The organism is Ruegeria sp. YTSA168 (assembly GCF_059610045.1).
This window is the reverse complement of record NZ_JBXWMW010000001.1, coordinates 263728-278044: the sequence shown is the minus strand read 5'-3', so window position 1 is coordinate 278044 and position 14317 is coordinate 263728. Positions and strand designations below refer to the sequence as shown.

Below are 14317 nucleotides of genomic sequence, written 5' to 3'. Positions count from 1 at the left end.
TCTTTTTTTCAAGGCGTCAGAAGCTTGCGGTACAGGGTGTCGACAAAAGGTTCTGCGCCTTCGAACGGGTCTTCGTCGCCCAGAATCGCGCGCACCTGAACTTCGAAATCTGCGTAGTGCTGGGTCAGGGCCCAGATCGAAAACATCAGGTGATAAGGATGCACCCGCGCGATTTTGCCTTGATCCATCCATCCGGTCAGAAGCGCGGTTTTCTGATCGACCAGTGCCTTCAAATCTTGCGACAAAGCCTCGTGAATGCGCGGCGCGCCTTGAACCAGTTCATTGGCAAACAGGCGGCTTTCTCGTGGTAGCTCCTGACTCATCTGCAGCTTTCGGCGAATATAGGACAGCAGTTCCTCTAGCGGGTCACCATTTTCGTCCAGATCGTGCAGCGGCGCCAGCCAGGTTTCCAGCAGGCCAGACAGAAGCTCCGTATGGATCGCTTCTTTTGACGGGAAGTAGTACAATAGGTTCGGCTTACTCAGTCCGGACTCAGCCGCGATCTGATCAACAGTCGAGCCGCGAAACCCATGCGACGAAAACACGTTCAAAGCGGCTTCTAGAATCGCAGCGCGGTTCTTCTTCTGAATGCGGGTTGGGGCGCGGTCGCTGGGCATCTGTTCGGCCTGTCTCTTTTTTTGTCAAGCAATCGTGGAATAAGCCAAAAATTCCGGCTGGTCCGCGCAATTTCTTGACTGATGTCGAACCCGTGATAGCGTGAGTTTGACCAGATGGTCAAATCAAGACACCAAAAGCGAGCAAATCGCAAGCAACAGGGAAAGTAACTATGGCAGCTCCGGCGCAGAATCTCAGGATCAATGGCGACAGGTTGTGGGACAGCCTGATGGAGATGGCCAAGATCGGCCCCGGTATTGCAGGTGGCAATAATCGCCAGACCCTGACGGATGAAGACGCCGCGGGGCGCGCCCTGTTCCAGGAATGGTGCGAGGAAGCAGGCTGTTCCATGGGATTGGACCAGATGGGCAACATGTTTGCCATGCGCGAGGGAGCCGACCCAGAGGCGCTGCCGGTTTATGTGGGTTCACATCTCGATACCCAGCCGACAGGCGGCAAGTATGATGGTGTGCTGGGTGTACTGGGTGGGCTAGAGATCATTCGCACGTTGAATGATCTGGGCATCAAGACCAAACATCCGATCATTGCGACGAACTGGACCAATGAAGAAGGAACGCGCTACGCGCCGGCCATGCTGTCCTCGGGCGTGTTTGCTGGGATGCACACACTGGATTGGGCCTATGACCGCGAAGACGCGGAAGGTAAGAAGTTTGGCGACGAATTGCAGCGGATCGGCTGGCGCGGCGAGGAAGAGGTTGGTGCCCGCAAGATGCATGCCTTCTTTGAACTGCATATCGAACAGGGCCCGATCCTGGAGGCCGAGGGCAAGGATATTGGCGTTGTAACCCATGGGCAGGGCCTGAGCTGGACCCAAGTTACGGTGACGGGCAAGGATGCCCATACCGGCTCGACCCCGATGCCGATGCGCAAGAACGCGGGGCTGGCCATGGCGCGAATTCTCGAGAAAGTGGATGAGATCGCCTGGTCACATGCACCGCACGCGGTGGGTGCGGCGGGGCATATTGATGTCTATCCGAATTCCCGCAATGTGATACCGGGCAAGGTGGTGTTTACGGTCGATTTCCGCTCGCCCGAGTTGGAGGTGATCACCGATATGGAGAACCGCCTGCGCGTGGCGGCCGAAGATATCGTGAACGAGATGGGGCTGCAGATCGCGTTCGAGAAGGTTGGCGGGTTTGATCCGGTGAAGTTTGATGACGGCTGCGTGGCAGCTGTGCGCAACGCCGCCGAGCGGCTGGGGTATTCGCATACAGATATCATCTCGGGCGCGGGTCATGATGCGTGCTGGATCAACCGCGTCGCGCCAACTGCGATGGTGATGTGCCCCTGTGTGGACGGGCTGAGCCATAACGAAGCCGAAGAAATCAGCAAGGACTGGGCCGCAGCGGGGGCGGACGTCTTGCTGCATGCGGTCGTCGAGACAGCTGAGATCGTGGGATAGGGGGCGCTGCCCCCGTCGCCCGATGGGCGACTCCCCCGAGGTATTTTTGAACAGAAGAAGCACGTGGCGCAGACCGCGACAGGGAGAGTAAAATGAGCACTGTGATCAAGAACGGAACCGTCGTGACTGCGGATTTGACCTATAAGGCGGATGTGCTGGTCGAAGGTGGTATCATCACTGAGATCGGGAAAGATCTGCAAGGCGACAAGGAGTTGGATGCAACCGGCTGCTATGTCATGCCGGGCGGGATCGACCCCCATACGCATCTTGAGATGCCGTTTATGGGCACGTATTCCAGCGACGATTTCGAAAGCGGTACGCGCGCGGCCTTGGCCGGAGGCACCACGATGGTGGTGGATTTCGCGCTTCCCAATCCGGGCGAAAGCTTGCTGGACGCGCTCAAGCGTTGGGACAACAAATCAACGCGGGCAAATTGTGACTACTCGTTCCATATGGCGGTGACCTGGTGGGGCGAGCAGGTCTTTGACGACATCAAGACGGTCATCGAGACTCGCGGGATCAACACATTCAAGCATTTCATGGCCTATAAGGGCGCCTTGATGGTCAACGATGATGAGTTGTTTGCCTCATTCAAACGTCTGGCCGAATTGGGCGGCACCGCGATGGTGCATGCCGAGAACGGTGACGTGGTGGCCGAGCTGAGCGCCAAACTGCTGGCCGAGGGCAATACCGGCCCAGAAGCACACGCTTATTCCCGCCCGCCGCAGGTGGAAGGCGAAGCGACCAACCGCGCGATCATGATTGCTGATATGGCCGGTGTGCCCTTGTACGTGGTGCATACCTCGTGTGAAGAGGCGCATGAGGCCATTCGGCGCGCGAAGATGCAAGGCAAGCGGGTCTGGGGAGAACCTTTGATCCAGCACCTGACATTGGATGAGAGCGAGTATTTCCACCATGACTGGGAACATGCGGCGCGGAGGGTCATGAGCCCCCCGTTCCGGAACAAGCAGCATCAGGACAGCCTGTGGAATGGTCTGCAATCAGGCACATTAAGCGTGGTCGCCACGGACCATTGCGCGTTCACGACTGAACAGAAACGCTATGGAGTGGGGGATTTCACCAAGATCCCGAACGGAACTGGAGGGTTGGAGGATCGGATGCCGATGCTGTGGACCCATGGGGTGAATACCGGGCGTTTGACGCCGAACGAGTTTGTGGCTGTTACCTCAACAAATATCGCCAAGATATTGAATTGTTATCCGAAAAAGGGCGCGGTTCTTGTCGGTGCTGATGCTGATCTGGTGGTTTGGGATCCGGACAAGGCCAAGGTGATCTCGGCCGAAACGCAACAATCGTCGATCGACTACAACGTGTTCGAAGGTAAAGAAGTGCGTGGACTGCCGCGGTTCACGCTGACCCGTGGTGCGGTTGCTGTGCATGATGGTGAGATCCAGACGCAGGAAGGGCACGGAAAGTTCGTATCGCGTGAGGCCAATACACATGTGAACAAAGCGCTGAGCACTTGGAAAGAGCTGACAGCACCGCGACCTGTCGAGCGGACGGGTATTCCGGCGTCCGGTGTGTGATCTGTACGAGCTGTCTGGTGGCGGCTCAAACTCAATCTTTTCAAGGCGATGGAATGACTACTGAAAGTAAGACCCAGCCCGTGATCGAGGCAAGGCAACTCGACCTGACCTTTCAGACGAATGATGGCCCGATCCATGCCCTTAAAGATGTGAATCTCACCATCGACAAGGGCGATTTCGTTAGCTTCATTGGCCCGTCTGGCTGTGGTAAAACCACGTTCTTGCGTTGTATCGCGGCGTTGGAAGCCCCGACCGGCGGAACGTTGAGCGTGAATGGCATGACCCCGGATGAAGCGCGTCGCAAGCGTGCCTATGGATACGTGTTTCAGGCCGCCGGGTTATACCCGTGGCGCACGATTGCCAAAAACATCAAACTGCCGCTTGAGATCATGGGATACTCGGCTGCAGAACAGGATGAACGTGTTAAGAAGGTCCTGGAACTGGTTGATCTGGAAGGGTTTGGTGGGAAGTTTCCTTGGCAGCTATCGGGCGGGATGCAGCAGCGCGCCAGCATCGCGCGCGCCTTGGCTTTTGACGCCGATATCCTGCTGATGGACGAACCTTTTGGCGCTTTGGATGAGATCGTGCGCGATCACCTGAACGAACAGCTTCTGGCTCTGTGGGCGCGAACCGAGAAGACGATTGGGTTTGTGACCCACTCGATCCCCGAAGCGGTGTATCTGAGTACCAAGATCGTGGTCATGAGCCCGAGGCCCGGGCGGATCACGGATGTGATCGACAGCCCTCTGCCCAAGGAACGTCCCTTGGACATTCGTGATACGCCGGAATTCATCGAGGTCGCGCATAGGGTGCGCGACGGCCTGCGGGCGGGGCATTCTTATGACGACTGACGCAGATCAGATCAGGCGCGCAAGGCCCGCGGATGTCGAAGCATGCGCCCGGGTGGTTCACGACTGGGCCAGCCGGACCGCGTGGATGCCCGAAGAATTGCCGGTTGATCAGTTGGCCGGGATGATCAGAGAAGCATTTGAGGCACGTGAAATCTGGGTCGCCGGTGATCCGGTGGATTGTTACATGTCTGTCGACCCAAAAGAACAGAAGATCGGCGCGCTCTATTGCAGCCGAACCGGGCAGGGAATTGGCAAACACCTTGTCGATAAGGCTAAGGAAGGGCGCGATTTTCTTTGGCTAACCACTCATACACCTAACACAGCGGCGCAAAGGTTTTATCGGCGCGAAGGGTTCGCGGTTACGGCTGAGGAACCACCTGTGCCTCCGGATACGGTTCCGGTGTTTCGGATGGAGTGGCGCGCATGAAGCAGTTTCTCGCCGTCATGACCGTTTTGCTGGCGATTGTCGTGCTTTGGTATTTGGCCGTGGCACCGATGAATATCCGCGTATCGCTGGATCAGGCGGAACGCGCCGGGGGAACAGTGACACCCGAATTGTCCAGGGATCGCCAGCAGGTGTCGGCCTGGGTTCTGATGGCGCAGAATTCTTCGCATATCGCACGGGGTTACGAATTGGATCGGCCACGCCTGCCAACCCCGGTCCAAGTTGGCCAGGAGCTTTGGAAAACTACCGGTGAAATGGCGATGCGCGGGCGAGCCATGTCTAAACGGTCGCTGATTTACCACGGATGGATCACCCTTCAATCAACGCTTTGGGGTTTTGTTCTGGGCACGGCTGTCGGCATTCTCGGGGCCGTTGCCATCGTCTATTCCCGCGTTGTGGATATGAGCCTGATGCCCTGGGCCATTATCAGCCAGACAGTCCCGATTGTGGCTTTGGCGCCGATGATCATTGTCTTAAGCTCGCAACTGGGGATCGAAGGGCGCGGCGTTCCGAAGGCCATCATCTCGGCCTATCTGTGTTACTTCCCGGTTTTGGTGGGGATGGTCAAAGGGCTGCGGTCGCCAGCTGCTTCGCAATTGGATTTGCTGAGAACCTACAATGCAAACGGGTTACAGGCGTTTCTGAAGTTGCGTCTGCCGTCCTCGGTGCCCTATCTGTTCACCTCTTTGAAGGTGGGCGTCGCAGCCGCTCTGGTCGGAACAATTGTCGGAGAACTTCCAACAGGTGCAATTTCAGGCCTCGGCGCGCGGATACTGATCGGCGATCAGTTTGGCACGCCGCTTGCGATCTGGGCGGCTCTGTTCGCGGCGGCGATTCTGGCGGGGATTCTGGTGACCTTGCTGGATGTGTTGCAACGGGTGACCCTGAAACGCATGGGGATGAGCACATGAGTTGGTTGATCTTTGCGCTGATCTTCTGGGCCGGAGCCTGGTGGCTGAATGCCTGGCTGGCGCGGTCGATCTATCGCGCTTCCAAGGGCGTCCGGGTCTTTGTGCCTGTGCTGTTCGGTGTCACATTGCTGATCCTGTGGGAGGGTCTGGTGCGCGGGCTAAACGTCTCACCCGTGATCCTGCCGCCACCCTCGATGGTGGCGCAGACCTTTGCGAACTCAACCGATATTCTGTGGCAGGATTTCACTCAGACCGTGTTCAAAGGAGCTTTCACCGGGTTTGCCATTGGTAGTACCGCAGCTTTCTTGACCGCGATCCTGATCGACCGATCGGTATTCTTAACACGCGGGCTGCTGCCCATCGGGAACTTTGTCGCCGCTTTACCAATCGTCGGGATTGCGCCCATTCTGGTCAGCTGGTTCGGGTTCGACTGGCAATCCAAAGCGGCCGTTGTCGTGGTGATGGTGTTCTTTCCGATCCTTGTGAATACGGTGCAGGGCCTGCGCGAGGCGGATGCAATGCAACGCGATCTGATGCGCACCTATGCGGCCAGCTATTTGCAGACGCTGATCAAGCTGCGCTTGCCTGCGGCGATGCCGTTCATTTTCAACGGGCTCAAGATTGCCACAACGCTGGCGCTGATCGGGGCGATTGTCGCCGAATACTTCGGATCGCCCACGCGCGGCATGGGTTTTCGGATTTCGACCGGGGTGGGTAGCCTGTCGATCGATCTGGTCTGGGCCGAGATTGCGGTGGCGGCCATGGCGGGTACGGTGTTCTATACATTGGTGGCAGGGATCGAAAAGGTGGTGACCTTCTGGCACCCCTCACAACGCGGATAACCAAAAGAAGACTTAACAGACCTCGAAAACGAGGCACACCAAGCAACTAGGAGAAGATGAAGATGAAAAAGCTACTCAGCGGGGCGGTTGCCGCCTTGAGCCTGACCGCCAGTGCATCACTGGCCGCAGACGAAGTGAACCTGCAGCTCAAATGGGTCACGCAGGCTCAGTTCGCGGGCTACTATGTGGCGAAGGACAAGGGGTTCTACGAAGAAGAAGATCTGGACGTGACCATCTTGCCGGGCGGTCCGGATATTGCGCCAACGCAAGTGATTGCTGGCGGTGGGGCAGATGTGACCGTTGAATGGATGCCAGCGGCCTTGGCCGCGCGCGAAAAGGGTCTGCCGCTTGTGAATATTGCGCAGCCATTCAAAAGTTCGGGCATGATGCTGACCTGTTGGAAGGATGCCGGGATCGCCGCGCCCGAAGACCTGAAGAACCGCACCCTGGGCGTTTGGTTCTTTGGTAATGAATTCCCGTTCATGAGTTGGATGAGCCAGTTGGGTATTGATACTGGCGGCAAGAGCGAAAATGGTGTCGAGGTTCTGAAGCAGGGCTTCAACGTCGATCCGCTGTTGCAGCGTCAGGCCGATTGCATCAGTACCATGACCTATAACGAGTACTGGCAAGTGATCGATGCGGGCGTCAGCCCCGATGAGCTGGTGACCTTCAAATACGAAGATCAGGGCGTCGCAACTTTGGAAGACGGTCTGTACGTTCTGGAAGAGAACCTGAGCGACGCGGCTTTCGTGGACAAGATGCAGCGCTTTGTGCGCGCCTCAATGAAAGGCTGGAAATATGCCGAGGAGAACCCGGAAGAGGCCGCATTGATCGTTCTGGACAATGACGCAACAGGTGCGCAGACCGAAGAACATCAGAAGCGAATGATGGGTGAGATTGCCAAGCTGACCGCTGGTTCGAATGGTGCGCTGGACCCGGCGGATTTTGAGCGGACAGTGGGCACATTGCTGGCAGGCGGGTCTGACCCGGTTATCACCAAACAGCCCGAAGGGGCCTGGACTCACCAGATCACGGATGCAGCCTTGAACTAAGGTAATTCATCCTCGAAGCCGTTTTAGCGCGGTCCCAAATGGGGCCGCGCTTTTTTTGTGCCGACTGTTGGAATTGTGCGTGTACTCGGTGTCAAATCAGGTTAGTATTTCCCTGTATAATTTCGCATTTCATCCGTAATGCATTGGATGATGGGGTAAAATGCAAGGATTTGCATCAGAATTCAGGATGGCGATGGGTCTGATCCTCAACGGGGATGCAGAGCTTTGGGCGATAGTGCTTTTGTCTCTGCAAGTTTCCCTTCTTGCCGTGCTGATTTCCGCGCTGATCGGAATGCCCATTGGGGCGGCTCTGGCGGTGGCACGGTTCCCCGGGCGGCGGGTTTTGATCGTGCTGATGAACGCGCTGATGGGCTTCCCGCCCGTGGTGGTCGGGCTGTTGGTCTATCTGATGCTCTCACGCTCAGGGCCCTTGGGTGTGTTGGAACTGCTTTACACACCTACCGCCATGATCATCGCGCAGGTCGTGTTGGTCACACCAATTGTGGCCGCGCTGACCCGCCAAGTGGTTGAGATGTTGGCCGAGGAGTATTCGGAACAACTCCGTTCGCTGGGCGTGTCGCGATTGGCGTCTGTACCAGTTCTGCTTTGGGATGCGCGGCTTGCTTTGGTCACGGCGCTGCTGGCCGGATTTGGCCGTGCGATTGCCGAGGTTGGGGCCGTGATTATCGTTGGGGGCAATATCAACCACGTGACGCGGGTGATGACCACGACGATTGCGCTGGAAACCTCGAAAGGCAACCTGGCGCTGGCGCTGGCTTTGGGGGCGATCCTGATCGGGATTGCGGTGGCCGTGAATGCCATGGTCAGCGCGGCCAGCCTGCGGGCTGAGCAGGAGGGGTTGCGCCATGCGTGATCTGGTGTCGGAAATGGCGAACTGCCTACAGGTCCGCGATGTACAAATCCGCCGCAATGGCACTGCTCTGCTGGATGTTTCCAATCTGATGCTGGATGGGCCGGGGCCGACCTTGCTGTTGGGCCCAAACGGGGCGGGCAAAAGCCTGCTGCTACGTTGTTTGCACGGGCTGATCGCACCTGATCAGGGTCGAGTGTTGCAGGATGATGAGGCTTTGAACGTCGGTCACATGGCCCGGCAGGCAATGGTGTTTCAGCAGCCGGTTCTTCTGCGGCGTTCGGTGTCGGCCAATCTGGATTTTGTGCTCAGGCGTCAGGGCCTGAAGCGCGCAGCGCGCAAGGCGCGGATTGTCGAATTGTTGGCCGAAGGCGGGCTTGAGGGCAAAGCGCGGCAGGCCGCGCGTTCTTTGTCAGGTGGTGAGGCGCAGCGTCTTGCGATCCTGCGCGCTCTGGCGGCAACGCCCGAAACCTTGTTTCTGGACGAACCCACAAGCGCATTAGACCCAAACGCGACGCAGATGATCGAAGGCATGATTTTGCGGGCGTCGTCACGCGGCGTACGGATTGTCATGGTGACACACGACATCGGGCAGGCACGGCGGTTGGCGGCAGACATTGTCATGATGCAAGGCGGTCGCGTGGTTGAACACGGACCTGCCAAACAGGTTCTGGAGACCCCAGAAAGTGAAGCCTCACGCCGTTATCTGGCGGGCGGCTTGGTGACCTAACAACAAATCGGAGATTATGATGGTTCGGGCAGTATTGCGCGCAGCGGCGGTGGGGCTTGGCCTGATGACAGGGGCGGGTTTTGCGGAAGAGCCGTTCATCATTGTGCAGTCGACAACTTCAACACAAAATTCGGGCCTGTTGGATTATATCCTGCCGGGGTTTGAGGCTGAATCCGGGATCGATGTGCGTGTTGTTGCCGTCGGCACCGGACAGGCCATTCGCAACGCGATCAACGGGGATGGTGACGTGTTGCTGGTGCATTCCAAACCAGCGGAAGAGAAGTTCGTGGCCGATGGCTGGGGCGTTGAGCGGTTTGATTTGATGTATAATGACTTTGTGTTGGTCGGGCCAAAATCGGACCCTGCTGGCGTCAAAGGTGGGTCAGACATTCTGTCTGCGCTCAAGGCGATCGAAGCGGCGGGCGCCGTGTTTGTCTCGCGCGGGGATGATAGCGGGACACACAAGGCCGAGATGAGGCATTGGGCGGATACCGGTATTGATCCGACCCAGGTGTCCGGAACCTGGTATCGCGAAACCGGCTCGGGCATGGGGGCGACGTTGAATGTGGCCAGCGGCATGGGGGCGTATACGCTGACAGATCGGGCGACGTGGTTGTCATTTGGAAATCGGGGCGATCTTGAGAGTCTGGTCGAAGGAGACCCGCGCCTGTTCAACCAATATGGGGTGATCCTTGTAAACCCGGACAAACATCCCAAAGTGCGGGCCGAGGCAGGGCAGCGGTTTGTCGATTGGCTGACAGGGCCGGAGGGGCAGATGGCCATCGAGTCATACCGCTTGCAAGGGCAGCAGGTGTTCTTTCCCAACGCGCGCTGAATGGGCCTTTGGCTAGAGGGTTCTTAAAATGATCAAGCGCTAGCCGCTGGCGCCATTATGGTGGACCTGTCCGCGTCCGGTCAGGTCGTAGCCCCCAAACTCGGATGCGCGGTCCTTGAACGGGTCTGATTGCAGAAAGCCCAGCAGTTTCTGCATGGGCGCATCAAAGTAAGCGCGCCGCCAGATCGCCAGATCCAGCCGTTCGGAATGGGTTGGTGAAAATCCAAGGTTATAGAGTCCGGCCAAAGCCCCGAGGCCAAAACCTGCCTCGGCTTTGCCATCATGTAGGGTGATCGCCAGTTCCTCTTCGGTGCGGGCGCAGTTTGGAAGGGCGTCCAGATCATCCCGTGTCATGCCATGTACTTCCAGCTGCGCATCGAACAGGCGCTGGCTGGCTGCACTGTCCTGGCGCAAAATGACGCGTCGGCCCTTAAGATCAGCAAAGCCCGCGATACCTGAGGTTCCGGGCGCAAGAAGCAGACCCCGTTGGCGCTGCGCGACCTCAACCAGCACAACAGGCGCCTCACCAAGCGTGTCGCGCAAGGATTGGGTGTTGAACCCACGGTCTTCGTGGATGTGCAGTACTGCCGCCTGTGCGCTTCGGTCTGCAAGGCGAGTCAGACCGTCAAATGAACCGTCGTAGTAGGTCGCCAGCCCCGATCCGCTTTCGCGCAGCGCCCAGTCTAGCAAGGGATCGTGGCTGCCCGCGACAATCGGGGGCAGGGGTGGTTCGGCCACATGTGGGCCCGATCGCGAGGCATTGAGCCAGGCTATGACTTCGGCCCGTGGAAACAAAAGCTTGCCCATGGCGCGGACGCAAGGCAGCTCACCCGATGAGGCCAGATCGTAGGCCTTGCGCTCGCCGATCCGAAGCAGGTCGGCCAGTTCCTTGGTGGTCAGATATTCGAACATTTAATCCAGACGTACAGCTGCGCCAGAGGTGGCTTCTTCAGCGCTAAACCCCATCTGCTCCAGCGTGTAGGGGGCTGCAACCGTGATGACGACCATCGCGGCCAAGGCGGTAAGAAAGGCTTTCATGGTCTCCTCCGGTTCAGTTTTGATCAACCGTTGCACTGCGCAAGAAGGCAATCAGGTCGATCCGGTCTTGCGCTTGCGTGATCCGTTGCATCGGCATCTTTGATCCTGGAATGTAGTGATCTGGCCCTACATCGAAAAGGGCGTTTATCGTCTCGTCATTCCAAATGATATCAGAGTCTTGCAGCGTTTCCGAGTAGAAATAGCCCGGTAAGGTGCCGGCCCGCCGCCCAAAGATACCATGCAATGTGGGACCTGCGCGGCGTTGCCCATCGGGTGTCAGGCTGTGACAGATCGAGCATTTGCGGGCAAATTGGCGCTCTCCATTACCCATTTTTGCGGGGTCTTTCAGAAAGCTGGGCTCGGCTACCGCCATTTGTCCCTGATCACCAAGGGTAGACACTGGCCAACTATACATGGCCTCATCAATGCCACCGGCATGGATATTCTGCCCGTCTGTGGAAAATGCCAAGGCCCAGACCGGACCGCGCAGGGTTGCGCGGAAATCACTGGCGATGCGCCAGTTTTCCGTGTCGATCACCATGATATAGCCTTCGCCGTCGCCGACGGCCAAAAGCGAGCGATCCGGGCTGAGGGCAAGGGCCAGTATCGGACGGCGATCCAGGGTGAAATCCCGTTCTTCACCTGTTGAAAGATCGCGGATGCGGGTCACGCCATCCACCGCGCCATAGGCGATCCAGCCGTCATCTTCGTTCAGGATCAACTCGTTCAGCCCGAACCCGTGTTCGACCAATCGCAGTACCTCTTGGCCGCTGAAGACATCCCATTTCCGCAGACTGCCATCGACCCCGGCAGAATAAAGCTGGTCACCTTCGCGCGAAAACGCCAGTGCATTCACGCCACTGCCGACTGGGCCAAGCAGAATTGGGTCTGATCCGTCAACCGACCAAACACCTATTGTGCCATCCCAACTGGCGGTGGCTACATGCGTTTTCGAGGCTGCGATGCCGACGATCTTGCCTTTGTGCTGGCCAATGATTTCTCCGCCCGGCCAGCGGCGCAGGGTGAAATCGTCCCCGGCTGAATAGATCGCAGTGCCATTAAAGACGACCGCGTTGACCGCCGCTTCGTGGCCTTCCAGCCATTCGGGTGTCTGGTCTGACCACACTCCGACCGAATTGTCGAAACTGGCCGTTGCGATCCGGCCATCCGATGCGGTCGCAATTCCCATGATGGGGCCGCCATGCCCCTTGAGCGTGAAGAAATCAGCCCAAACGGGTAGGGGGATCAGAGCAAACGCCAGAACCAGCGCGCGCATCTATTCCGCAGGTGAGGCCGCTGCCTTGCTGGCCTCTTTTTCCTGCACCTCTTCCAGCCACAGCGAGTGGTGCTCACGGGCCCATTGCTCCTCGACTTCACCAGTGCCCATGGCGTCAAACGCGCCCTCCATGCCGATGGATCCAAGATAGATATGCGCCACGATGATCGCGATGAACACATAGGCAACCATCACGTGCCAGACTTGGGCGTATTGCATCTCTTCCTGCGGTGACATCTGGACGGGCAGGCTTAGGCCCAAAGCCTGCGGAATGCCGGTGGAATTGGCAACGGCGAACGTCTTGGCGAACATCGGCAGTTCGAAGGGGAACAACAAGGATAGGCCGGACAGGCTGATTGAGGTGCCCAGCACTATGCAGGCCCAGAAGATGATCTTTTGGCCCGCGTTGAACTTCTTAGCAGGTGGATGGCTGCCTTTGGTGAACAGGCCCCCTCCGGCAGCGAGCCATTTCAGATCGGTCCGGTTTGGAATGTTATGTGAAATCCAGTTCACCGTGACAATGATCAGGCCCAGCATAAAGGCCCAGGCCAAATTATTGTGCAGCCATTTGCACCCTTGGGCGATCACCGCAAACCCTTCCTTGCCGAAGATTGGGATCAGGACGTCGCGACCATAAAGGGTGAGCAATCCGGTTATTCCGAGGATGATAAAGGATCCGGCAAAAAGCCAATGACCAAAGCGTTCGAAACTTTTGAAACGCGTGACTGTGCGGCCCGTTTTTTCGCCATCTATGCGAATTCGGCCCCGGATCAGGAAGAACAATAGGATCAGACCCAGCATTACGGCGATGATATAGGTGCCGTATTCGCGTAATGGTCCGGTGCGGAATTGCCACCACCACATGCCGCCGTCTTGTATTAGAACACTGTCTGCCGGGCCGCGCGATGACACGGTAACATCTGCCGACCCAAAGCGCAGCGCGCGGTAAACATCGCTGTCCGAGGATACGCCGCTAGGTCCAAACTGGCCCAACAGGCCTTCGACATTGCCCTGGCCGGTGTTCTCCGATCGAAAACTGTTGTCCACATTTTCGCCGCGTTGGCGGGCCAGGATATCTTCGAGCGTTGACGCACCTCCGGTCGAGATGCGTTCATTTGCGGTGGCTGGTGCATCGGCCTCGTCGGTTTGTGCAACGACGGCTTGGGCCATCCCAATGGTCAAAAGCAATGCGATGAGTAAGCGGAACATCTGAGCCTCGGTCAAAATTCCATATCAGGCGACCCACGGTTGCGGGTCGCCTGTTTGGTCAATGAAAGCGGTCTTAGCCGTCTTTCTGGTCGTAGGCAGTGCCCCAACCCCACGCGCCTGAACCAAACCCGCGGGCGACGACGCGCTCACGGTAGATGGCCGAGACCACATCGCCGTCACCGGCGAGCAGGGCCTTGGTGGAACACATCTCGGCGCAGATGGGCAATTTGCCCTCGGCGATCCGGTTGCGACCGTATTTGGCGAACTCTGCGGTCGAGTGCGTTTCTTCAGGGCCGCCAGCGCAGAAGGTACATTTGTCCATCTTGCCGCGTGATCCGAAGTTGCCCGCCTGTGGGTATTGCGGCGCGCCGAATGGGCACGCGTAGAAACAATAGCCACAGCCAATGCACAGGTCCTTGGAATGCAGGACAACCCCTTCTTCGTTCTGATAGAAGCAGTCGACCGGGCACACCGCCATGCAGGGCGCGTCAGAGCAATGCATACAGGCCACCGAGATCGAGCGTTCACCCGGGTCACCGTCATTGATCGTTACCACCCTGCGGCGGTTTACGCCCCACGGAACCTCGTGCTCGTTTTTACACGCGGTGACGCAGGCATTGCACTCGATGCAGCGTTCGGCGTCGCAGAGAAATTTTGCTCTTGCTGCCATTT

The 14317-nt window shown here is 57.9% G+C and carries 16 protein-coding genes; 10 read left to right on the top strand and 6 right to left on the bottom strand.

Annotated features, from left to right (window positions below; translation table 11 throughout):
- Positions 1-8 precede the first annotated feature (8 nt).
- Positions 9-617 carry a TetR family transcriptional regulator C-terminal domain-containing protein gene (locus AC2FFE_RS01415; protein ID WP_496818568.1) on the bottom strand — a complete coding sequence of 203 codons (609 nt, stop codon included), beginning with the start codon at positions 615-617 and terminating at the stop codon, positions 9-11.
- Positions 618-787: 170 nt separating this feature from the next.
- Here AC2FFE_RS01415 and AC2FFE_RS01410 point away from each other — a divergent pair, with 170 nt between their 5' ends.
- The 10 genes from AC2FFE_RS01410 (at position 788) to AC2FFE_RS01365 (ending at position 10122) form a co-directional block, all read left to right on the top strand.
- A complete protein-coding gene (locus AC2FFE_RS01410) occupies positions 788-2038 on the top strand; it encodes a Zn-dependent hydrolase (protein WP_496818567.1) in 1251 nt (416 codons plus the stop codon).
- 92 nt (positions 2039-2130) lie between these two features.
- A complete protein-coding gene (gene hydA, locus AC2FFE_RS01405) occupies positions 2131-3585 on the top strand; it encodes a dihydropyrimidinase (RefSeq protein ID WP_496845653.1) in 1455 nt (484 codons plus the stop codon).
- 53 nt (positions 3586-3638) lie between these two features.
- Complete coding sequence (locus tag AC2FFE_RS01400; RefSeq protein WP_496845652.1) at positions 3639-4436, top strand: ABC transporter ATP-binding protein; 798 nt, start codon at positions 3639-3641, stop codon at positions 4434-4436.
- Positions 4426-4863 carry a GNAT family N-acetyltransferase gene (locus AC2FFE_RS01395; RefSeq protein ID WP_496845651.1) on the top strand — a complete coding sequence of 146 codons (438 nt, stop codon included), beginning with the start codon at positions 4426-4428 and terminating at the stop codon, positions 4861-4863. Before AC2FFE_RS01400 ends, AC2FFE_RS01395 begins: the two co-directional genes overlap by 11 nt.
- Positions 4860-5792 (top strand): ABC transporter permease, encoded by a 933-nt coding sequence (locus tag AC2FFE_RS01390; RefSeq protein ID WP_496845650.1) that lies wholly within the window; start codon positions 4860-4862, stop codon positions 5790-5792. The genes AC2FFE_RS01395 and AC2FFE_RS01390 overlap by 4 nt, the downstream gene beginning before the upstream one ends.
- Positions 5789-6634: an ABC transporter permease gene (locus AC2FFE_RS01385; RefSeq protein ID WP_496845649.1), complete on the top strand. Its 846-nt coding sequence runs from the start codon at positions 5789-5791 to the stop codon at positions 6632-6634. Before AC2FFE_RS01390 ends, AC2FFE_RS01385 begins: the two co-directional genes overlap by 4 nt.
- 62 nt (positions 6635-6696) lie before the next feature.
- A complete protein-coding gene (locus AC2FFE_RS01380; protein WP_496818560.1) occupies positions 6697-7686 on the top strand; it encodes an ABC transporter substrate-binding protein in 990 nt (329 codons plus the stop codon).
- A 160-nt stretch (positions 7687-7846) separates the two neighbouring features.
- On the top strand, positions 7847-8560 hold the full coding sequence (locus AC2FFE_RS01375; protein WP_496818559.1) for an ABC transporter permease: 714 nt from the start codon (positions 7847-7849) through the stop codon (positions 8558-8560).
- Positions 8553-9287 carry an ATP-binding cassette domain-containing protein gene (locus AC2FFE_RS01370; RefSeq protein WP_496845648.1) on the top strand — a complete coding sequence of 245 codons (735 nt, stop codon included), beginning with the start codon at positions 8553-8555 and terminating at the stop codon, positions 9285-9287. Before AC2FFE_RS01375 ends, AC2FFE_RS01370 begins: the two co-directional genes overlap by 8 nt.
- Before the next feature lie 19 nt (positions 9288-9306).
- Complete coding sequence (locus AC2FFE_RS01365) at positions 9307-10122, top strand: ABC transporter substrate-binding protein (protein ID WP_496818557.1); 816 nt, start codon at positions 9307-9309, stop codon at positions 10120-10122.
- Between the two features lie 39 nt (positions 10123-10161).
- Here AC2FFE_RS01365 and AC2FFE_RS01360 read toward each other — a convergent pair whose 3' ends face one another.
- From AC2FFE_RS01360 to fdh3B, 5 genes are all read right to left on the bottom strand, one after another.
- Positions 10162-11034 carry a substrate-binding domain-containing protein gene (locus AC2FFE_RS01360; RefSeq protein ID WP_496845647.1) on the bottom strand — a complete coding sequence of 291 codons (873 nt, stop codon included), beginning with the start codon at positions 11032-11034 and terminating at the stop codon, positions 10162-10164.
- Positions 11035-11160: a hypothetical protein gene (locus AC2FFE_RS01355; RefSeq protein ID WP_496818555.1), complete on the bottom strand. Its 126-nt coding sequence runs from the start codon at positions 11158-11160 to the stop codon at positions 11035-11037.
- Positions 11161-11173: 13 nt separating this feature from the next.
- Positions 11174-12436, bottom strand: coding sequence for a c-type cytochrome (locus AC2FFE_RS01350; protein ID WP_496818554.1), 1263 nt, complete (start codon positions 12434-12436; stop codon positions 11174-11176).
- Positions 12437-13645 carry a formate dehydrogenase subunit gamma gene (locus tag AC2FFE_RS01345; protein WP_496818553.1) on the bottom strand — a complete coding sequence of 403 codons (1209 nt, stop codon included), beginning with the start codon at positions 13643-13645 and terminating at the stop codon, positions 12437-12439.
- A 73-nt stretch (positions 13646-13718) separates the two neighbouring features.
- Entirely contained in the window at positions 13719-14315 is a 597-nt protein-coding gene (gene fdh3B, locus AC2FFE_RS01340) for a formate dehydrogenase FDH3 subunit beta (protein ID WP_039530246.1), read from the bottom strand.
- Positions 14316-14317 lie beyond the last annotated feature (2 nt).

Bases quoted from the DNA above. Each gene is read 5' to 3' on its own strand.
- AC2FFE_RS01415 (WP_496818568.1), bottom strand. From the start codon at position 617: ATGCCCAGCGACCGCGCCCCAACCCGCATTCAGAAGAAGAACCGCGCT.
- AC2FFE_RS01410 (WP_496818567.1), top strand. From the start codon at position 788: ATGGCAGCTCCGGCGCAGAATCTCAGGATCAATGGCGACAGGTTGTGG.
- hydA (WP_496845653.1), top strand. From the start codon at position 2,131: ATGAGCACTGTGATCAAGAACGGAACCGTCGTGACTGCGGATTTGACC.
- AC2FFE_RS01400 (WP_496845652.1), top strand. From the start codon at position 3,639: ATGACTACTGAAAGTAAGACCCAGCCCGTGATCGAGGCAAGGCAACTC.
- AC2FFE_RS01395 (WP_496845651.1), top strand. From the start codon at position 4,426: ATGACGACTGACGCAGATCAGATCAGGCGCGCAAGGCCCGCGGATGTC.
- AC2FFE_RS01390 (WP_496845650.1), top strand. From the start codon at position 4,860: ATGAAGCAGTTTCTCGCCGTCATGACCGTTTTGCTGGCGATTGTCGTG.
- AC2FFE_RS01385 (WP_496845649.1), top strand. From the start codon at position 5,789: ATGAGTTGGTTGATCTTTGCGCTGATCTTCTGGGCCGGAGCCTGGTGG.
- AC2FFE_RS01380 (WP_496818560.1), top strand. From the start codon at position 6,697: ATGAAAAAGCTACTCAGCGGGGCGGTTGCCGCCTTGAGCCTGACCGCC.
- AC2FFE_RS01375 (WP_496818559.1), top strand. From the start codon at position 7,847: ATGCAAGGATTTGCATCAGAATTCAGGATGGCGATGGGTCTGATCCTC.
- AC2FFE_RS01370 (WP_496845648.1), top strand. From the start codon at position 8,553: ATGCGTGATCTGGTGTCGGAAATGGCGAACTGCCTACAGGTCCGCGAT.
- AC2FFE_RS01365 (WP_496818557.1), top strand. From the start codon at position 9,307: ATGGTTCGGGCAGTATTGCGCGCAGCGGCGGTGGGGCTTGGCCTGATG.
- AC2FFE_RS01360 (WP_496845647.1), bottom strand. From the start codon at position 11,034: ATGTTCGAATATCTGACCACCAAGGAACTGGCCGACCTGCTTCGGATC.
- AC2FFE_RS01355 (WP_496818555.1), bottom strand. From the start codon at position 11,160: ATGAAAGCCTTTCTTACCGCCTTGGCCGCGATGGTCGTCATCACGGTT.
- AC2FFE_RS01350 (WP_496818554.1), bottom strand. From the start codon at position 12,436: ATGCGCGCGCTGGTTCTGGCGTTTGCTCTGATCCCCCTACCCGTTTGG.
- AC2FFE_RS01345 (WP_496818553.1), bottom strand. From the start codon at position 13,645: ATGTTCCGCTTACTCATCGCATTGCTTTTGACCATTGGGATGGCCCAA.
- fdh3B (WP_039530246.1), bottom strand. From the start codon at position 14,315: ATGGCAGCAAGAGCAAAATTTCTCTGCGACGCCGAACGCTGCATCGAG.